Origin of the sequence: Cohnella sp. OV330, from assembly GCF_900112065.1 — a bacterium.
Taxonomy (GTDB): domain Bacteria; phylum Bacillota; class Bacilli; order Paenibacillales; family Paenibacillaceae; genus Cohnella.
The window spans coordinates 124,018-143,863 of the sequence record NZ_FOKE01000009.1 but is presented as its reverse complement, the minus strand read 5'-3'; the positions used below and the strand labels follow the sequence as shown (position 1 = coordinate 143,863).

At 59.0% G+C, this 19,846-nt stretch carries 19 protein-coding genes; 4 read left to right on the top strand and 15 right to left on the bottom strand.

Going from position 1 to position 19,846, the window contains the following annotated elements; all coding sequences use genetic code 11:
• Nucleotides 1–21 precede the first annotated feature (21 nt).
• From BM235_RS20915 to upp, 15 genes are all read right to left on the bottom strand, one after another.
• Nucleotides 22–4,539 (bottom strand): cadherin-like beta sandwich domain-containing protein, encoded by a 4,518-nt coding sequence (locus BM235_RS20915; RefSeq protein WP_090116181.1) that lies wholly within the window; start codon nucleotides 4,537–4,539, stop codon nucleotides 22–24.
• Between the two features lie 248 nt (nucleotides 4,540–4,787).
• Nucleotides 4,788–5,249, bottom strand: a complete 462-nt coding sequence (locus BM235_RS20910; protein WP_090116180.1) for a Dps family protein — start codon at nucleotides 5,247–5,249, stop codon at nucleotides 4,788–4,790.
• 84 nt (nucleotides 5,250–5,333) lie between these two features.
• Nucleotides 5,334–6,344 carry a YpdA family putative bacillithiol disulfide reductase gene (locus BM235_RS20905; RefSeq protein ID WP_090116179.1) on the bottom strand — a complete coding sequence of 337 codons (1,011 nt, stop codon included), beginning with the start codon at nucleotides 6,342–6,344 and terminating at the stop codon, nucleotides 5,334–5,336.
• A gap of 135 nt (nucleotides 6,345–6,479) precedes the next feature.
• Entirely contained in the window at nucleotides 6,480–6,881 is a 402-nt protein-coding gene (locus tag BM235_RS20900) for a F0F1 ATP synthase subunit epsilon (RefSeq protein WP_090116178.1), read from the bottom strand.
• Nucleotides 6,882–6,905: 24 nt separating this feature from the next.
• Nucleotides 6,906–8,312 (bottom strand): F0F1 ATP synthase subunit beta, encoded by a 1,407-nt coding sequence (atpD, locus tag BM235_RS20895; protein ID WP_090116177.1) that lies wholly within the window; start codon nucleotides 8,310–8,312, stop codon nucleotides 6,906–6,908.
• 77 nt (nucleotides 8,313–8,389) lie between these two features.
• Nucleotides 8,390–9,265 carry an ATP synthase F1 subunit gamma gene (gene atpG, locus BM235_RS20890; RefSeq protein ID WP_090116176.1) on the bottom strand — a complete coding sequence of 292 codons (876 nt, stop codon included), beginning with the start codon at nucleotides 9,263–9,265 and terminating at the stop codon, nucleotides 8,390–8,392.
• Between the two features lie 85 nt (nucleotides 9,266–9,350).
• A complete protein-coding gene (gene atpA, locus BM235_RS20885) occupies nucleotides 9,351–10,865 on the bottom strand; it encodes a F0F1 ATP synthase subunit alpha (RefSeq protein WP_090116342.1) in 1,515 nt (504 codons plus the stop codon).
• A gap of 42 nt (nucleotides 10,866–10,907) precedes the next feature.
• Entirely contained in the window at nucleotides 10,908–11,453 is a 546-nt protein-coding gene (locus tag BM235_RS20880) for a F0F1 ATP synthase subunit delta (protein ID WP_090116175.1), read from the bottom strand.
• Entirely contained in the window at nucleotides 11,450–11,935 is a 486-nt protein-coding gene (gene atpF, locus BM235_RS20875) for a F0F1 ATP synthase subunit B (RefSeq protein WP_090116174.1), read from the bottom strand. Before atpF ends, BM235_RS20880 begins: the two co-directional genes overlap by 4 nt.
• Nucleotides 11,936–12,050: 115 nt before the next feature.
• Nucleotides 12,051–12,272 carry a F0F1 ATP synthase subunit C gene (gene atpE / locus BM235_RS20870; protein ID WP_090116173.1) on the bottom strand — a complete coding sequence of 74 codons (222 nt, stop codon included), beginning with the start codon at nucleotides 12,270–12,272 and terminating at the stop codon, nucleotides 12,051–12,053.
• Between the two features lie 35 nt (nucleotides 12,273–12,307).
• Nucleotides 12,308–13,066 (bottom strand): F0F1 ATP synthase subunit A, encoded by a 759-nt coding sequence (gene atpB, locus BM235_RS20865; protein WP_090116172.1) that lies wholly within the window; start codon nucleotides 13,064–13,066, stop codon nucleotides 12,308–12,310.
• Between the two features lies 1 nt (nucleotide 13,067).
• Nucleotides 13,068–13,478, bottom strand: a complete 411-nt coding sequence (locus BM235_RS20860; RefSeq protein ID WP_090116171.1) for an ATP synthase subunit I — start codon at nucleotides 13,476–13,478, stop codon at nucleotides 13,068–13,070.
• Nucleotides 13,475–13,726, bottom strand: a complete 252-nt coding sequence (locus BM235_RS20855; protein WP_090116341.1) for an AtpZ/AtpI family protein — start codon at nucleotides 13,724–13,726, stop codon at nucleotides 13,475–13,477. Before BM235_RS20855 ends, BM235_RS20860 begins: the two co-directional genes overlap by 4 nt.
• Nucleotides 13,727–14,087: 361 nt before the next feature.
• The gene (gene wecB / locus BM235_RS20850; RefSeq protein WP_090116170.1) at nucleotides 14,088–15,227 is read right to left on the bottom strand and encodes a non-hydrolyzing UDP-N-acetylglucosamine 2-epimerase; all 1,140 of its coding nucleotides are present in this window, start codon (nucleotides 15,225–15,227) and stop codon (nucleotides 14,088–14,090) included.
• 32 nt (nucleotides 15,228–15,259) lie between these two features.
• Complete coding sequence (upp, locus tag BM235_RS20845) at nucleotides 15,260–15,889, bottom strand: uracil phosphoribosyltransferase (protein ID WP_090116169.1); 630 nt, start codon at nucleotides 15,887–15,889, stop codon at nucleotides 15,260–15,262.
• A 175-nt stretch (nucleotides 15,890–16,064) separates the two neighbouring features.
• Here upp and BM235_RS20840 point away from each other — a divergent pair, with 175 nt between their 5' ends.
• The 4 genes from BM235_RS20840 to BM235_RS20825 all read left to right on the top strand — a co-directional run bounded on the left by BM235_RS20840 (nucleotide 16,065) and on the right by BM235_RS20825 (nucleotide 19,772).
• Nucleotides 16,065–16,742 carry an S-layer homology domain-containing protein gene (locus BM235_RS20840; protein ID WP_090116168.1) on the top strand — a complete coding sequence of 226 codons (678 nt, stop codon included), beginning with the start codon at nucleotides 16,065–16,067 and terminating at the stop codon, nucleotides 16,740–16,742.
• Between the two features lie 114 nt (nucleotides 16,743–16,856).
• Nucleotides 16,857–17,168: an LSm family protein gene (locus tag BM235_RS20835; RefSeq protein WP_090116167.1), complete on the top strand. Its 312-nt coding sequence runs from the start codon at nucleotides 16,857–16,859 to the stop codon at nucleotides 17,166–17,168.
• Between the two features lie 132 nt (nucleotides 17,169–17,300).
• Nucleotides 17,301–18,626, top strand: coding sequence for an MFS transporter (locus BM235_RS20830; RefSeq protein ID WP_090116166.1), 1,326 nt, complete (start codon nucleotides 17,301–17,303; stop codon nucleotides 18,624–18,626).
• 108 nt (nucleotides 18,627–18,734) lie between these two features.
• A complete protein-coding gene (locus BM235_RS20825) occupies nucleotides 18,735–19,772 on the top strand; it encodes an NADH:flavin oxidoreductase/NADH oxidase (protein ID WP_090116165.1) in 1,038 nt (345 codons plus the stop codon).
• Nucleotides 19,773–19,846 lie beyond the last annotated feature (74 nt).

Below are 19,846 nucleotides of genomic sequence, written 5' to 3'. Positions count from 1 at the left end.
AACTTCGATCGCGTCTATCGATCAAACCGTGCCGTAGTATACGTAAAAATCAGAGCTCCAAGGAACGCCGTTGTCACCGCCTGAAGCCCATATGGCTTTAATACCGCTCGCTCCGACCAGGTTTAGGACAAACGTTCCATCCGCATTTTGTTCGAGCGGCGCGTCCTCCGACTTCACCTCTTCAACTTCCGTGCCGTTTGGCAACCCCAGATTGAACGCACCGTTGCCAGGATCGCTTTCCAGGTAAACCGCATAACCATTCAAAGCTTCATCATAAGCGAAAGAATAGGTTTGTTCTCCGAACTGCAGCGTCGGCGACACCGGCGCTCCGCGATAGGCAGTCAGCTCATAGACGCGACGCTGACCGTCAGTGTAGGAGACCGTCATCGTAAATTCGTTGGGCCCTGGAGACAATGATCCGTAGTAGCCATTGTATCCATCGGGACCGGATAGTCCGGTTATTGCGACACTTGACACGTACGAGCCTGGCGTCACAGACACCTGCAGCGTGTCTGCATTCTCCGGGACGCTGAGCGTATAACGATTGAGCCGGTCGTATACCCAGGTGTAGTCCTCGGCCGAGCTGCCGCCTTCGGACGCCTGCGTGCTCCAAACGACATCCGCCGGTGCCAGCTGGTGATCCTGTGCCATATAGAGGTAGAGCGTGTACAACACCTGATCGCCATTTCCGCTCGTCGAATCATCGGTATCCGTCAACACGACATCGTAGGTCAAGATCGTATTTCTCTCGGGATCCGTGTCGGGAAGCGTAAAAGCAAGCGGATCGCCGGATGCGTACATCTCTTGCCCGGTCTCATCGAACACGGCAGCCGCGGCATGCTCTCCCAAATCCAGATCTAAGCTGAACGACTTCATCCCCGCAGGCAAAGTCGCGGATAGCGAGTCGGCGGTCGGATGGAGCAATTGGATGTTGCCGGCTCCGTAGGTGATCGTCGCGCCGTTCCCGACGGTCAGATTGTCCTGCACTTCCCCGTAGTACAAGTTGATCGGATAAATAACGATTCGTCCGTACAGATCGCGGAATTCGAGCGTATAGACCTGGTTTCCAGGCACCGGATCAAAAGTGAACACATATCCGCCGACTGACACCTGATAAGCGTTCGGCACCAGTTCTCCGTTGGCAAATAGCCGGTAGCCGGGACTTCCCATGATCTTTAGCTTGAAGCCGTGCGGATCGCTGCCCGACGCCAGCCTGGCCCACCAAGCGCCGGCGGCGTCGCTGAACGGCAGCATGCCCGGCGTCTCAGAGGATCCTGAGGTATAAGAGCCGAGAACGAAGCCTAGTTCAGGCGGGTCCCCTTTTGCGATTTGTATTCGATATGGAAAGGGATTGCCTCCGCTCGCGGGCTTGACGACCGCATAAGCGTCGGCGAACGCTTCGGATGTCGGGACGATAAATCGTCCGGATCCGGGTTCCGTCTCCTCGGCGTTGACATAATTGCCATAGTCGTCCTTGAGATAGAAGTCCGAGAGTGATAGTCCCGCCGCAAGGTTCGGCCGAATCTTAAGCGCCGTCGTATCCGTCGTCACGGCCGCTCGCCATACATCCGCCCTGTTTTCGTCCCGAATAAAACTGACCGGTACGGGCGACGCCTCTGGGGCTACTTTCACGACCGTGCCCGAGATACCAGTTACCGCGTAGCCTTCAGGCGCGTTTCTGCCACGCCACACATGGATCTTCTGTTCTAAAGCATCGACTTCGCCGCCCGGATAATAAGAACGAATGACGATCTCGTTCCACCCGGCTTTCAAAAAGACTCTATAATAAATCCCTAATTCTACAAGCTCGCCATTTGCGACGACTTCGACTGTGGTAGCCTCGACCCTGGAATAATTAATCAGCAACCAGTTATACTCATCCTTTTGTTCATCCGCGCCGCTAGCTCCGCCTCGAACCGAGGCCGTCCATTCTTGTTCGCCCGCCGGGACCAGATCGATCTCTGCCATGCCTTCCGGCTTCTGATAAGCTATAATCCCTGAATCCGAAGGCATGCCTACGTATACGTCAAAGCTTAGGCGATAATACGTTCGCTCACCATCGTTCCCTACGGAATAGCGCAGCGACACACGGTTGATCCCCGCCTTGAGCGCCAGGTCCGCCTCAAGCTTCCCGTCTTCGTCCTGATCCTCCGTTTGTTCTCCAAAGGTCAACTGCGCATCCGAGACTGCGAGCGGGTCGAACTCAAAGCTCAAGCGGAGCGTAGAAGGCTGCTCGCGATAAAGGTTGTAATCCTTGTAGACGGATTCGCCCTCGCGATCACTATAAATAAACAACCAGTCGTCGACTGCTTCGCCGTTCCAAGACGAGGTCCAGTTGGTCAATCCGATCGTCTCGTAGTTATACGGCACGACGCGAATCGTGACCACCGCAGGTTCGGATTCCTTTGCGCCAACTATAGCCTTGAATGTGAAATAATCGACGCCCTGAAAGCCTTCGTTCGGCATATAAGTAAAGCGGCCGTCCTCGCCTAACTCTAGCGTACCACTCCTAGGTCCGCCGTTCTCCATCAATTCGTACTTGGCGCCGCTGCCTCCGCTGCTAGTCAATACGCCTGAATATGGCGTTTGGTAGGCCGCCTCATAATAGGCATTATAGGCAATCGGCATCCCCGTCTCGGGCGCGCGATTCGCGATCAGCTTATAAATCTTGACGACGCCGTCGATCGTCGCTTTGATCTCGATCTCGTTAGACGCCTGTGCGAGCGGAATGATATACCGCCAGGAGATCTGGCCCGGCTGGATCGTACGCGCCGCCATGAACATCGGCTCCGGATCTACTTTTTGTCCATTGACGGTAATGTCAATCTCCGGTCCGGTAACGGGAACCACCAACGTCAGGTTACTCAATCCGCTAGGAATGGACAGCGGCTCGGGAGCGTTCGTCGAGTTGAAGTCAATATCGATGCCGCTCTGACCTGCGAAAACGACGCTGACGTTGTTCAGCAGTTGACGGGTCACCGTGACCCTGTAGGCCTGGGTCGAGCCGTTCTGCGCCATCACGAGAATGGTGATCTCGTTGTCGCCGTAAGCGAGGCTAACTGTCCGCTGACCGCCGCTCGGCGCTTGGCCATTGACCGTGAACGAGGCGCCGCTTCCCTGCACGCTCGCCCCTACGACGACGCTCGTCTTGTCGCTGGTCACGCTTGCCCGATAGGCGGTGACGGCTGCGTCGAAAGACGGGCTCAGCGTCGCTCCGGCGATGCTTAGCGAGCCGAGATTGGCGTTGGAAGACAGGTTGTTCGTATTCGTCCCCGGCGTGACGGGCGTTCCGCCTTGGTGGTTCGCCTTGTCCTGCTGGTACTGCTGCTTCTGCTGCTCGTTCAGCTTCTTGAGCAGCTCTTCTTCCGCCTTGCGCTTCGCCGCCTCCGCCGCCAGTCGGTTCGCTTGCGCCTGCGCCTGCTTGGCCGCCTCGATCGCCTTCAGCGCCGACGCGTTGATCTTGTCCGCCAGCTCCTTCAGCTTTGCCGCTTCCTCGGCCGCTTTTTTCTTCGCGGCCTCCTCCGCCAGCTGCCTTGCCTTCTCTTGCTTCGCCTTTTCCTTATCGCTCAGCTGGCTCAGTTGATCCTTATCCAGCCCGAAAGAGGTCTTCTCTTGCTCCTCTATCTTCTTGACCTGCTGCTCGTCGAGCTTCTTTTGTTCGATCGCCTGCTTCGCGATGACGCCTAGCAGCTCCTGCGTGTTCTGGATAAACTGCTCCAGCTGCTGCTGCAGATCCGACGGCACGCCGGTCTGTTTGAACTTTTCGACCGTCTGCCGGTTCTCTTCGTCGACCTTCGCCTTGCTGCGCAAGATCGCCTCGATGACTTCCGGCGACGCGTTTTTGACGATATCCTCGATGTCCACGAGCGTCGTCAACTCGCGCAGATCGACGCCGCTCGTCGGCTCGAGCGAGATTTGCTGCGTCGGATACAAGTCGATCGTCTTGGCGCCGGACGTGCCGGCACCGCCTGTGCTCTCGCCGCTTCCGCTTCCCGTCTTTTCCGCTTTTTCGGACGTGAAACGCACGACGCCCGACATGACTGCCGTGTTCGTGCCGCCCGTCGCCGGATTGACTCGCGCGAAGAACGCCGTGCCGCGCACGCCCATGATCGCCGTCGGCGTCTCCAGCTTGAAGTCGTCGTCTTGGCTCTTGATCGATTTGACGTCCACCCAGGCCGTTCCTTTGAGCATGCTGACTTTCGTCACCGTGCCTTTTTTGTCCGACAGCTTCGAAAACGTCAGCGTCGCGTTCTCCCCGACCGTGAACTTGTCGTCCTCCGACGTGCCGTTCGCGAACTGCAGCACCGCCGATCCCTTGCTCCCCGTGATCAGCTTGTCCCCCTGGTTCAGGCTCAGCTTGGCGAACGCCTTGAACTGCTTCGAGCCCCCGGCCTTCTGCACCTGCACGTCCCCGCTCAGCTGCTTGATCACCGCGATCCGCGACGAAGAAGCCGCGTGCGCCTCCCCGCCGAACGCAGCCGATACCGGCAGCAGCACCAACAGCGCCGCCAACAGCGTTAAACCGTATTTGCGAATCATAACTACACTCCCAATCCGTATCCAAATAAGTGCTTTTGCACGATCATTCGCCTATGTAAAGATGCCGCAATCACAATTATAGATTAGAAAAACGGCGAATATATGCGACTTCTTTCACAATTATCGTCATACGCGGTCATCGATTCTGTAATGACCGCCACATAATCTCCCTTTAAAACAAAAAAAAAGAATCCCGTGCGCCGGGATTCGATCCGGCGAACGGGATTCTATATAAGTATATGTTTGGCTTACGCCTTCACCTTGGTCGGCACGTTGATGCCGGCGGTCGCGCTCAGCATCCAAATATGCTTTTGCAGCGCTTCGACCTGCTTCGTGAGCAGATCCGCCGTCGGCGCGTCGCCCGCTTCTTCGGCCAATTCCATCGTTTCGTTGAGTCCGTTGGTCAGCAGGATGAAGTCGTCGATGACGGCCTTGACCATGTCGACGTCCTTCGTCTCGTCTCCGCCTTCCTTCACCTTCGTGAGCGACAGGTACTCCTTCATCGTAGAGGCCGGCTTGCCGCCGATCGAGAGAATCCGCTCCGCCACTTCGTCCAGCGATATTGCCGCGAAGTCGTAGAGTTCTTCGAACTTCAAGTGAAGCGTCTGGAAGTGCGGCCCCTTCACGTACCAGTGGAAGTGGTGCAATTTGAAGTAAATAACACTCCAGTCCGCCAGATTTTGATTCAGATTGTTCTGGATCTTAGGCATGTGAATCCCTCCCGATTGGATAAGCTTGCTCTCCTGATTTACCCGGAATGGACGGCGTTCAAGCAGTTTTCGGACAATGCCGTTCTAAACCGTACGCAGAAAAGCCAGATGTTCCGCGATCTTGCGGCCGTGGTAACGTCCGCTTTCAATAAAAATCTCGTTGGCATCCCGCCCCGTAGACACGACACCAGCTAGGTAAAGTCCCGGCACGTTAGTCTCCATCGTCTCCGGATCGTGCGTCGGCGGTATGACCCCATCCGGCGCTTCGACGCCCATTGACCGCAGAAACGCCCGGTCAGGCCGGAATCCCGTGAGTGCCAGCACGAAGTCTGCAGGCAGATTCTCCTTAACAACCTCTGTACCCCCATCCGCCGAATCCGCGTCCCTCACGCTTTCGACCATGACCTGGTCGTAGCCGATCTCCACGACTCTGCTCTGCAGACGCAGGTCAATTCGTCCTTTTGCCGTATAACTGTCGAAAATCGGGCGTACCCAAGGTTTGATGTTGGCGGATACGGATTCGCCCCGGTATACCACCGTCACTTTCGCGCCCACGCGCTCCATCTCCAGCGCCGCGTCGACAGCGGAGTTGCTGCCGCCGATGACGACGACACGCGTCCCCGCATACGGATGGGCTTCGGTGAAAAAGTGGCTCACATGCGCGTGATCCTCGCCCGGAATGCCGATCCGGTTCGGATGATCGAAGTAACCTGTCGCGATGACGACTTTGCGAGCGTACGTATACGAAGGCTGGCCGGATCTGCCCACCGACGTGACACGAAACGCGTCGCCGTCCTTTTCGACGGCCGTGACCGCTTCATAGCGACGAATCCGCAGATCTCGCCTTTCCGACACGATGCGATAGTAGTTCAACGCTTCGAGCCTGGAGGGCTTGTCGTTCGGCGTAATGAACGGCACGCCTGCGATCTCGAGCATCGGCGCCGTGCTAAAGAACTGCATATTGACCGGATAACGGGAGATCGAATACCCGACGTTTTCCTTTTCGAATAGTAACGGGTTGAAGCCCTGGTCTTGCAGCTCGGCCGCTGCCGACAGCCCGCAAGGTCCCGCTCCGACGATGACGATATCTTCCATTGCGCAGTGGTCCGCCTTTCCTTGAGATAGCTAAGTTTAGTATACGCCGAGTGACGCCAGGTGTAAAAAACGCAAAAATCGCCGGGAGGCGGCTTCCTGCGAACAGGTGCCGCCTCCCGGCGATAAAAGGTAAGATTATTCTCCGCCGCCGACCCGAATACGGGTGAGCGCTCGCTGCAGCGCAGCCTCGGCCCGCTTGTGGTCCACTTCGGTCTGTTTGTGGTTCAGACGATCTTGCGCGCGATCCTTGGCTTGCTGCGCACGGGTGACGTCGATGTCCGATCCGAGTTCAGCGGATTCCGCGAGGATGACGACCTTATCCTTGCGTACCTCCATGAAGCCGCCGTGAACCGCGATGTACTCATCGTTGTTCCCGATCTTCGCCTTGACGGGCGCGATCTTGAGCGGCGTCACCAGCGGGATGTGATGCGGCATAATGCCCAGATCCCCGTCCACGCCGCGGGCGACGACCATATTGACGTCCTTTTCGTAAACGATCCGCTCGGGAGTGACGATCTCCAAACGTAAGGTGCTCATATCGATACCTCCATCAAAAGCGGATTAGAGCCCTTGAGCGAGCTTCTTCGCCTTCTCGACTGCGTCTTCAATCGAGCCGACGTTGTGGAACGCCGGTTCCGGAAGATCGTCATGCTTACCATCAAGGATCTCTTTGAAGCTGCGAACGGTATCTTTAACCGGCACGTATACGCCAGGCATGCCATTGAAGGCTTCGGCGACGTGCAGCGGCTGGGACAGGAACAGTTGAACGCGACGCGCGCGCAGAACGACGAGCTTGTCGTCCTCGGACAGTTCGTCCATACCGAGGATAGCGATGATATCGAGCAGTTCCTTGTAGCGTTGGAGCAGCTTCTTGACGCCTTGAGCGACGGCATAGTGCTCTTCGCCGACGACTTCGGGAGCCAGGACGCGGGAAGACGATGCCAACGGGTCGACGGCCGGGAAGATACCCATTGCCGCGATGTTCCGCTCGAGGTTCGTCGTCGAGTCCAAGTGAGCGAACGCCGTAGCCGGAGCCGGGTCGGTATAATCGTCCGCCGGTACGTAGATCGCTTGGATCGAGGTAACGGAACCCTTCTTCGTCGAGGTGATCCGCTCTTGCAGTTGACCCATTTCGGTAGCCAGCGTCGGCTGGTAACCTACCGCGGACGGCATCCGGCCGAGAAGGGCGGATACTTCGGAGCCGGCTTGCGTGAAGCGGAAGATGTTGTCGACGAACAGCAGTACGTCGCGTCCTTCTTCGTCTCGGAAATACTCGGCCATCGTCAGACCCGTCAGAGCAACGCGCAGACGCGCGCCCGGAGGCTCGTTCATTTGGCCGAACACCATCGCGGTCTTCGCGATAACGCCGGAGTCGCTCATTTCGTGGTACAAGTCGTTACCTTCGCGCGTACGCTCGCCTACGCCTGCGAATACGGAGATACCGCCGTGCTCCTGAGCGATGTTGTGGATGAGCTCTTGCATCGTAACCGTCTTGCCGACGCCTGCGCCGCCGAAGAGGCCGACCTTACCGCCCTTGGCGTACGGCGCCATCAGGTCGATGACCTTGATGCCGGTTTCCAGGATTTCTTGCGACGTCGACAGTTCGTCGAACGGAGGCGCCTGGCGGTGAATCGGATTCGCGATCGTGCGGTCGACCGTACCGGCGTTGTCGATCGGATCGCCCAGCACGTTAAATACGCGGCCGAGCGTAGCCGGACCGACCGGTACGGTGATCGGCGCGCCGGTATCGACGGCTTCGGTGCCGCGGATGAGGCCGTCCGTCGAAGACATGGCGACCGTGCGGACCATGTTATCGCCCAGATGCTGCGCGACTTCGACCGTCAGCTTGACTTCGCGTTCGCCGGTCTGATGAATTTGGATTGCGTTGAGGATGTCCGGCAGATGGCCGTTGTCGAACTCGATGTCGACGACCGGGCCCGTAACCTGGACAATGCGCCCCTTGCTCATTCGTGTCCCTCCTGTAACTTCAGTCTATATCCGTATCCTTCGCTTCGCTGGGCGGCCAGGCCGCCGCGTGCGAAAGTTTAGCTTAGTGCGTTCGCGCCGCCGACGATCTCAGCGATCTCCTGCGTGATGGCCGCTTGACGCGCGCGGTTGTACGTCAGGGTCAGCTCGTTGATCCGTTTGGTGGCGTTCTTCGTCGCGTTGCTCATCGCGGTCATCCGCGAACCGAACTCGCTCGCCTTGTTCTCCAGCAGCGCGCTGTAGACCAGAGTCTCTGCGTACTTCGGCAGCAGGACGTTCAATACCGCTTCCGGAGACGGCTCGTACTCGTAGCCGGCGCTCGGGCCCGCTTGCTTCGCCGCGCCGAGCGCGGAAGCGTCGAGCGGCAGCAGTTGCTTGACCGTCGGCAGCTGCGTGAGCGCGTTGATGAACCGGTTGTAGACGAGATGGACCTCGTCGTACGCCCCCTGCTCGAAACCGCCTACGGCCGCCGCCGCGATTGCTTTAACGTCGGCGAACTTCGGCGAGTCGGGCACGCCGATGACGTCCTGGACGATCGCGTAGTCGCGGCGTTTCAGGTAGTCGCGGCCTTTGCGTCCGATGACGAACAGATCGTACTCCGCCTTGGACTTGTGCTTGCTCTTCAGCGTGTCCACGAACTTCTTCAACAGACCGCTGTTGAGACCGCCGGCCAGACCGCGGTCGGACGTAAAGACGACATAAGCCGTCTTCTTCACCTCGCGGGATTGGAGCATCGGGTGCTTGACGCTGCCGCCGCCGCCGGCGATGCTCGAGACGACTTCCTTGAGCTTGTCGGCATAAGGCCGGCCCGCGAGCGCCGCGTTTTGCGCGCGCTTGAGGTTCGCCGCCGCGACAAGTTCCATCGCCTTGGTGATCTGCTTCATGTTCTGCGTGCTCTTGATCTGACGCTTAATCTCGCGCATCCCTTTAGCCATTCATGTCACCACCTTATTGTCCGCGCCGGGCGACCTTAGCGGTCGCGCGCCGGCGCGGAAGCTTCTATGGCCGAAGCCTTCGCTATTAAGCGGTCGTAGCGAAGCTCTTCTTGAAGGCGCCGATCGCTTCGACGAGCGCCTTGTCGTTGTCGGGCAAAATGTCCTTCGCATCGCGGATGGACGCCAGGATCTCGGGACGCTGCGCATCCAGATAGCCCAGGAACTCGGATTCGAAGCGGCGAACGTCTTGTACCGGCACGCTGTCGGCGTGGCCTTTGGTGACCAGGTACAAGGAAACGACTTGGCACTCCAGCGGCATCGGTACGTTGATGCCTTGCTTCAGAATCTCGAGCGTGCGGATACCGCGGTCGAGACGGGATTGCGTGACTTTGTCGAGGTCGGAGCCGAACGCGGCGAACGCCGCCAGCTCGCGGTATTGGGCGAGGTCGGTCTTGAGCGTGCCCGCGACCTTCTTCATCGCCTTGGTCTGCGCGGACGAACCTACGCGGGATACCGAGTTACCGACGTTGACCGCCGGACGTTGGCCGGAGTAGAACAGGTCGGACTCGAGGAAGATTTGACCGTCGGTGATCGAGATGACGTTCGTCGGGATGTAAGCCGAGATGTCGCCGGCTTGCGTCTCGATGAACGGCAGCGCGGTCAGGGAACCGCCGCCGAGCTCGTCGTTCAGCTTGGCCGCGCGCTCCAGCAGACGGGAGTGCAGGTAGAATACGTCGCCCGGATAAGCTTCGCGTCCCGGAGGACGGCGGAGCAACAGGGACAGCTCGCGGTATGCGGCGGCTTGCTTGGTCAAGTCATCATAGATGATCAGGACGTGCTTGCCGTTGTACATGAATTCTTCGCCCATGGCGCAGCCGGTGTACGGTGCGATATAAAGGAGCGGGGACGGCTCGGATGCGCTCGCCGTGACGACGATCGTGTAGTCCAGCGCGCCTTGGCGGCGGAGGGACTCGACGACCGTACGGACGGTCGATTGCTTCTGGCCGATGGCGACGTAGATACAGATGACGCCATTGCCCTTTTGGTTGACGATCGTGTCGATCGCGATCGTCGTCTTGCCGGTCTGGCGGTCGCCGATGATGAGCTCCCGTTGGCCGCGGCCGATCGGGATCATGGCGTCGATCGCCTTGATGCCGGTCTGCATCGGCTCGAATACGGACTTACGGGCCATGACGCCCGGAGCCGGGGATTCGATCGGACGGAACTTCGTCGTGGCGATCGGACCGTTGCCGTCGACCGGCTGGCCCAGCGCGTTAACTACGCGGCCGAGCATCGCTTCGCCGACCGGCACTTCCATGATGCGGCCGGTACGCTTGACTTGGTCGCCTTCGCGAATGCCGGTGTACGGGCCCAAGATGACGACGCCGACGTTGTCTTCTTCGAGGTTGAGGGCCATGCCCACGACGCCGTTCGAGAATTCAAGCAGCTCGCCGGCCATCGCTTTTTCCAATCCGTGGACGCGAGCGACGCCGTCGCCGACCGTAATGACGGTACCGACGTCAACGACTTGGATATCGGATTGATAGTTCTGAATCTGCTGCTTGATCAGCGTGCTGATTTCTTCAGGACGGATACTCAATTCGTTCACCCCTGTCTCCTACTTACAAGATACATGCGTATATTACAGACTCGTTTGAAGTTCTTTGGAGAGACGGTTCAGCTTGCCGCGCAGGCTGCCGTCATATAGCGTATCGCCGATGCGGACGGTGATGCCGCCGATCAGCGACTCGTCGACCTCGCCGATGACGCGCACGTTTTTGCCGATGACGGCCTTGAAGCGCGTCGCGATCTCTTCGGTCTGCTCGGGCGTGAGCGGCTTGGCCGAGGTGACCAGCGCGTCCGCGCGTCCGAGGACGCCGCCTGCGACGGACATGTAGGCGTCCAGTACCGCCGGGATCTCCGTCTCGCGACCGCGTTCGACCAGCAGGCTGACCGTGTTCAGCACGTTCTGCGATACATTGTCGGCGAACGTGCCGCGCAGCAGCGCGATTTTCTTGTCCAGCGTGATGTTCGGGGCCGATAAGAAGACGCGCAAGTCTGCGTTCGCTTCGATCGCGTCCGCGACCAGCTTCAGCTCGCTCTCGGTGCTGGCTACGGCGTCTTGCTCGCGAGCCAGATCGAAGAGCGCCCTGGCGTATCGTTTGGCTACGACCGTACCGCGGCTCATGACGACTTACCTACGTCTTTGAGATATTGATCGACCAATTCGCCTTGGGCGCCCGCGTCGACTTGCTTCTCGAGAATCTTGCTGGCGATCTGTACGGACAGGCCGCCGACTTCGGACTTGAGGGACGCGATCGCCTTGTTCTTCTCGGCTTCGATGTCGCGTACCGCCTCTTCCTTCAGGCGAGTCGATTCTCCGCGCGCCGCGGAGATGATATCGTCCGCCTGCTTGGAGCCGGTCGACTTGGCTTGCTCGATAATATCATAGGCTTCCTTGCGCGCTTGCTGCAGCGATTGCTTCTGCTCTTCGAGGAAGCGCTCGCTCTCGGAGCGGTTGCGCTCGGCCGTGTCGATCTGCTCTTTGACAAGCTGACGGCGCTTTTCCATAATGCCGAACAGCGGACCGAAGGCGTATTTCGACAGCAGCAGATAAAGGATGCCGAATGCGACGACTTGAACAAAAAAGTTGGTCCATGTGATGGTCAACGATAGCCACTCCTTTCACCCAAAAACTGTCGATCAAATCCGAATTGCGCCCTCTTGCATAAGGAAGGCGTGGAGGCAGATGGCTCTCCGCGCCTAACGTTATAGATGAAATTGCTTACTTCGCCATGAAGATGAACGCGAGGACGAGGGAGATGATCGGCAGTGCTTCTACCAGACCTACGCCGATGAACGCCGTCGTTTGCAGGGCGCCGCGCAGCTCAGGCTGGCGGGAGATGCCTTCGACCGTCTTGGAGAAGATCAGGCCGTTACCGATACCGGCGCCGAGCGCGCCAAGGCCGAACACGATTGCAGCTGCTAACAGAGCATAGATTTCCATTTGTGAATATCCTCCTCGAATTGGGTACTTTGAGATTAATGATCTTCTTCGTGAATGCTAGCCTGACCGATATACACCATGGTCAGCATCGTAAATACGAACGCTTGGATGGCGCCTACGAATATACTGAAGCCCTGCCAGACGAGAAGCGCCGGAATCCCGACCCAACCCATGCCAAGGATAACGCCGATCATGACTTCGCCGGCGTAGATGTTGCCGAATAGCCGGAGACCTAGCGTCAGCGGCTTGGCGACCGTCTCGATCAGGTTGATCGGAAAGAAGAACGGCCACGGCTCGAAGTAATGCTTGAGGTAATGCTTGCGGTTGTGACGGAAACCCTGAATGTGCGAGATCACGATGACGGTAAGGGCGAGTCCCATCGTCATAGCGGCGTCCGCCGTAGGAGACTTCCACCATGCGAAGTGGGCTTCCTCTTCGCCGTCCATGAACAGGTCCATACCGAGGAACGTCGCGTGACCGTGATGCGCTTCGGTAATGAAGTTGAACGGAAGGCCGAGCATGTTGCCGATGAAAATGTAGATGATCAGCGTAAGACCGAGGCTCAGGTAGACGCGACCCCGTTTGAAGTCTGTCGCCATCCCGATGATGTTGCTGACGAACTCGACGACCCATTCCATGAAGTTCTGCAGCTTGCCGGGATTGTCCACGGACAGGTTGCGGACGGACAGGCGCGCGAGTACAAATGCGACGACGCTGGTCACGATGACCATAATGATAGCCGCAAGGTCGAACTTCACACCGCCGAGAATGACGATTGGCGCTAAGTGATCCATGTTAGTGCTTTTCACCCCTTTCATCGGTGGCGTGTACGCCTTGGCGGCGTCTGGACAAGATACCCAGTAGGAGTGTTGCCAACGGCGCCGCAATTAATCCCGCTACGGTAGCCGGGAGATTGAACTCGAGCAGGCGAACCGACACGAACGCGGCGAGCAGGGCGAGCGCGGCGCGGGAGAGGAAGCCGAACCCCGAGCGGGGTCTTCTGCCGCCGGACGCGGCTTCGCCGATCCGAACGGTCTTCCAAGCCAGATGCCACGCGACGAGCAGGCTGCCGATCGCGCCGATCAGGAACCCTCCGAAGACAGTCTTATAAGCGGGCAATACCGCCCACCCCAGACATCCCATGGACAAAAAAAAGAACGTAATGCGAGAAACCTTCTTCATCAAAGCAGGCAAATCGTCCATCATTTGCCCCTTCCCTTGACGGCGAACTTCCGAATGAGGCCCACGGCCGAACCGATGCCGGCGACGAGGCCGACGATAAGTCCGACCAGATACCAAGTTGAGGTGCCGCGGTTGCCGTCAACGACGGATCCGATCCACCAGCCCAGGCCGACGCACACGGCCAGTTCGATACCGATAGCGGTTACGAGCCCGGCTGCGCGCCATGGATTTTCGTCCGGCGGCAGAGGCGGTTTTCGTTCGGACTCGGGCATGGACATCCGCTCCTTCGATCCCATCAGCAAGAAATTCGACTTAAAGTAAGCCCTTTCTTCCTAATGGTTCAGGTAATATTGTATCCTTGGCCGATGGGATTTGTCAATTCGCATAAATTCAAACATTATGTGAACGCAAGCCCGCCAAACCCTTGATAAATCTGGATTCTTTCGCTTTTCAAACCATACAGTTGCGCTGTACGCTGTAGACAATTCTGCCTTCATTCCGCCGCTCGTGCGAGCAGATTCTCCATACCTCGAAAAAAATCGCCGTCGTTTTTTGACGCCTCGCCTATGCGCAAAAGGCGACAGCCCGCCTGTGGGGCATGGATCCCCATAGGCCGAACCGTCGCCAAACCCGTCAACCTTCGAAGGCCGACGGCCGCTCTCCCCTGCCGAAATGATGCAGGATCGCTTGCGCGATCCGCTTCGAAGCTTGCCCGTCCCCGTACGGGTTGGCGGCACGGCTCATCCGCTCGTACAGCGCCGGATCGGTGAGCAGGGCGCTCGCCCTATCGAAGATCAAATGCTCGTCCGTGCCGACGAGCTCCAGCGTGCCGGCCCCGACGCCCTCCGGACGCTCCGTCGTATCCCGCAGCACGAGCACGGGTACGCCGTACGAAGGCGCCTCTTCCTGAAGGCCGCCCGAATCGGTCAAGATCAGGTAGGTGTGCTTGTAGAAATTGTGCAGCTCGACGACGTCGAGCGGATCGATCAAGCGGATGCGCGGGTGGTCGCCCAGAATCTCCTCGGCCGGACCTTTGACGGCCGGATTCGGATGCACGGGGTAGACGATGGCGATATCCTCGTGCGTTTCGGCGAGCTTGCGTACCGCGCGGAAAATTTGGCGATGCGGCTCGCCCTGGTTCTCGCGGCGGTGGGCCGTCATCAGCACGAGACGTTTGCCTTTTGCCCAGTCGAGTACAGGATGCGAAAAGTCCGGCTTCACCGTATATTGAAATACGTCCGTTACCGTGTTGCCCGTCACGTAGATGCGGTCCTCGGGTTTGCTTTCCTTGCGCAGGTTGCCCGCCGACCACTGGGTCGGCGCGAAGTGCGCGTCCGCCAGCACGCCGGTCAACTGCCGGTTCATCTCCTCCGGATACGGAGAGAGTTTGTTCCATGTGCGCAGCCCAGCTTCGACATGGCCGATCTGGATCTGCTGCAGGAACGCGGCATAGCTCGCCAGGAAGCTCGTCAGCGTATCGCCGTGCACGAGCACCATGTCGGGCTTGGCCTCGGCTAGAATCGGCTCCAGTCCTTGCAGGACGCGGATCGTAATCTCGTTCAGCGTCTGTCCGACCTGCATGACGTTCATATCGTAGTCCGGCCGGATATTGAAAATATCCAGCACCTGATCGAGCATCTGCCGGTGCTGCGCCGTGACGCAGACGGTGGATTCGATCAGGCCGGGGTATTTTTGCAGCTCCAGCACGAGCGGCGCCATCTTGATCGCTTCGGGGCGCACGCCGAATATCGACATGATTTTTATCGGTTTCACAAGTCCGTTCCTCCCACAAGCCTAGCTCGTCTTTATTTGGTTCCGTACAGCCGGTCGCCGGCATCGCCGAGACCCGGCACTATGTATCCGTGTTCGTTGAGATGCGAGTCCAAAGCCGCGACGAAAATATCGATCTCCGGGTGCGCTTCCTGGACGGCCTTAACGCCCTCCGGCGCCGCGATGAGACACATCAGCTTGGTCGGCTTGCAGCCGCGCTGCTTCAGGATCGAGATCGCCGCGTTGGCCGAGCCGCCCGTCGCGAGCATCGGATCGAGCACGATGAGCTCGCGCTCGGTCACGTCGGTCGGCAAGCTGACGTAGTACTCGACCGGCTGGAGCGTCTCCTCGTCCCGATAGAGCCCGATATGGCCCACGCGGGCGGAAGGCAGCAGCTTCAGGACGCCGTCGACCATGCCTAGGCCTGCGCGGAGGATCGGGATCAGGCCTACCATTCGGCCCGCGATGATCTTGCCCTCGGCTTCGACGACCGGGGTCTGTACCTTCGCCGTCGTGAGCGGAAAATCCCGCGTGGCTTCGTACGCCATCAGCGTGGAGATCTCGTCCACAAGCTCCCGGAATTGTTTGGTTTCCGTCTTTTTATCGCGCAGAAAAGTGACTTTATGCTGAATCAGCGGGTGGTCGCAAACCTGCAATCGCCCCATGGTGTTCCTCTCCTTTGTCCGTTCAGATGCCCGTCCATTATATCATTGTCTCCCCCGCGGCGCATCCATGCGTCGCCAACGCTTCCAGCGCGCGCCTATCCGCTCAAATCCCTCTGTAACGATCGCCGCGGCCCGCCGATAATGATATCAGAAAGTATAAGGGAGGCGTATTCATTTGAAAAAGACAAAGAAGGCATTATCAGCGCTGGCGGCAGGCGCGGTCTTGCTAGCTGCGCTCGGCAGCTCCGCAACTGCAGCAGGCTCTGCGGCCGAAGACAAGCTTAAGGCGCTTATCGACGCAGGCATCATCTCCGGCGACCAGAAGGGCAACCTCAATCTGGGCGACAACATCACGAGAGCCCAGTTAGCCATTATCATGGTTCGCGCATTCGGCTTAGAATCCGAGGCCAAACCGCCCGTTCAAACGTCCACCTTTACCGACGTAGCGCCGGGTTCCTGGTACAGCGGCTACATTTCCGCGGCCAAGACCCTGATCGAAGACAACGGCTACACCCTTGGCACAGGCAACGGCAAGTTCAATCCGAACGGAAACGTCACGTCGGCCGAAGCCGTGGCCCTGCTTTGCAAGTTCCTGGGCATCAAGCCGGATTCGTCAACGACGGATTGGGCGTCCGCTTACGTCAAAGCCGCGTTGGAAAAGGGGATCCTGGACGCTACTTCCGCCAAAGGGATCAGCAAAACCAAGGCCGCCACTCGCGAGACCGTGTTCACGTACGCGAACACCGCATTCGGGGCGGTCAAAGACGAGGATGGCAAGACGGTTTACGAGAAGCTGAAGGAAGGCGTCGGCAGCGGCGTCTACAACAAAAAAGAGAACGGCACCGCGCCGTGATGTCCGTCGGCAGCAGCGCGGACTGAGGCGGCGTCGCCCCTCCGTCTAGGCATTCGTCACCATTGGGCCTTCCTCCGCATAGGCTGATGACACAAAGCCCAGGGAGGATTGACCATGACTTCGAAAAATAAATCCATAGACGCCAACGCGCCGATCTACGAGGCCGACCAGGATTGGGTCGCAGGCGCGAAGCAAATCCGGCAAAAGCTGTCCGACGTCTGCGGCGCCCACCACAACCGAAACGTGCGCGTAAAGACGATCGACGGCCACACTTACGAGGGAACGGTCGTCGGCGTCGACGGCTGCCACCTTCATCTGGCCGTTGCGCCCAGCGCCATGGATGCCCGCTTTTTCGGCCCGTTCGCCGCGAATTCGATCTTGACGCTCGTGCTGTACGAACTGCTCGTCATTACGCTGCTCATTTGATTTTCCGCTTCGATCCCGCCCTCGACGAGGGACGGGATTTTTTTCATTCATGATTTTCCCCCGCCGCGACCATCCTAATCAAACTGCGCCCGGTTCGGGCATTGAATTCCAGCGCGACTTCAGGAGGTCGGCATGCCGGGTACTTCTTCAAAATCCTCTCGTTTTCCGCTAATAGGACACGAGCGGGGACGCGAATTTACGGATGTCGGGCGTTCAGAGGACGAGCCGCGGGCGACTAAAACGACAAAACTCGACCGTCAAGCCTTGCTGCTGCTCGCCGTGAATGCATTGTTCACGTGCGGAAATGCGTTATCCGCCACTTTCGTCAACATTTACATTTGGAAAATCAAACACGACTACGCGCTTCTCGGATGGTTTGCCGTCGTGCACCAGCTCTCGATGTCCCTCACCTTCTGGCTGGCCGGAAAGTGGGTCAAGGAAGGCAACAAGATGAACGCGCTGCGCGGGGGCGTTATCGCGGCAGCCGCATTTTACGGCCTGGTGCTCGCTTTCGGAACGCGCGCCGCGGATGCAGTGCCTATCCTGGGGCTCGTTCAGGGCATCTCCTCCGGTTTGTTCTGGCTGTCGTTCAACATCGTCTACTTCGAGATCACCGGACCCGGCAATCGCGACCGTTTCAACGGCTGGGCCGGGCTGCTCGGCTCGTTGTCCGGCATGCTGGCGCCTTGGCTCTCCGGCCTGCTCATATCGAGCAGCGGCGGCAATGCGGGCTATCGTCTCATTTTCGCGATCTCCCTGGCCATTTTCGTCGCAGGCGCCGCGCTCACATTCGGCCTTCACAAGCGGGAGCCGTCCGGACGGTACGACTGGCGCCTCGGGCTAGGGAGCCTGCTTCGAAAAGGCAACCCATGGCGAGCCATCGCGGGCGCGATGGTTGCGCAGGGGCTGCGGGAAGGCATCTTCGGATTCGTCATTGCCCTGCTCGTCTATACGTCCACCGGCAGCGAGATGAAGCTCGGGAGCTTCTCGCTCTATACGTCCGCCGCAGCGTTGTTCAGCTTTTGGGTCGCGGGCAGGCTGCTGAAGCCGAACAGGCGGTTCTGGGGCATGCTCGCCGGCGCGCTGATGATGACTTTGTTTATCGTTCCGCTATTGTGGGGGACAGGCTATTCAGAGCTGCTTATATTCGGTTTGGGCACCGCCGTCTTCGTGCCGCTTTTCTCCATCCCTTCCGTGTCGGTCGTGTTCGACCAGATCGGGGGCAACGAAGCTGACGTCAAGCAGCGGGAGGAACGCGTCATCCTTCGCGAGCTGGCGCTGAATGCCGGGCGTTTCGTCGGCGCGCTGACGTTTATCGTTTGCGTTTCCCTTAGTGCCAATCCCGTGCTCATCCGCGTGCTCCTGTTCGTGTTCGGCAGTTCCCCCCTGCTGGTATGGGTGCTGCTCCGCAAGCGTCTACGGCGCGCGGCAGTCGCGCAGTCAAAAGCAGAGCCGTGAGGCGCGTTCTGTTTATCCGAGTTATCTGGTTGCACAACTATATTTATCCGGGTACAATAACAACTGATACTAATTCGTATACAGTTACCAGGAAAGCGAGTGAAGTCGATGAGCCAGCTTGGATCCCCTTTTACGTTAAAAGGGCTGACGCTCCGCAACCGCGTCGCCATGAGCCCGATGTGCCAATACTCCGTCGAAGCCGAGGACGGCGCCCCTAACGATTGGCACTTCGTTCACTACGTCTCCCGCGCCGTCGGCGGCGCCGGACTTATCCTCGTCGAGATGACGGATGTCGAGCCGGACGGCCGCATCTCGAATCGGGACCTCGGCCTGTGGTCGGATGAGCAGATCCCCGCTTATCGGCGCATCGTTGACGAAGTCCATAAGCACGGTGCCAAGATCGGCGTCCAGATCGCGCATGCGGGACGCAAAGCGTTGGACGCCGAGCCGCCGGTCGGCCCTTGGACCGAGCCTTTCGACGATACGGCCAAGCAGCCCCGCGCGCTCAGCACCGAAGAAGCGTGGGCGCTGGTCGGCAAGTTCGCCGATACCGCAGCCCGCGCGGTTCAAGCCGGCTTCGACACGATCCAGCTGCATGGCGCTCACGGCTACCTGATCCATCAATTCCACTCGCCGGGCATCAACAAGCGGGACGACGAATTCGGACGCGACAAAGCCAAATTCGGCGTCGAGGTCATCAAGGCCGTCAAGGCCGTCCTGCCCCCCGATATGCCCCTCCTCATGCGCGTATCCGCGGTCGAATATGCCGAATACGGCTACGGTCTCGAGCACATGCTCGATATCGCCCGCGCATACCGCGATGCCGGCGTCGACATGTTCGACGTCTCCACCGGCGGAGAGGGCGGTCCGGCGGTGAAAGGGAAGCCCGGCAACTATCCGGGCTACCAAGTTCCTTTCGCGCGTGCCCTGAAGGACGCGCTTGGCGTCCCTGTCAGCGCCGTCGGCATGCTGGACGATCCCGAGCTTGCCGAGCATATCGTCGCATCCGGCGACGCCGATCTTGCCATGATCGGCCGCGCCATGCTTCGCAACCCTTATTGGGCAATAGACGCGCTGCGCCGTCTCGACGGCAAAACCGATCTCGTCGCGAAGGCGTACGAGCGGGGCTACTACGGACATCGCTGACATATCGCCATTGGGAAAGCCGACGCGACCAGGTATCGCGTCGGTTTTAATTTGTCGCCACTGGCGCATACATG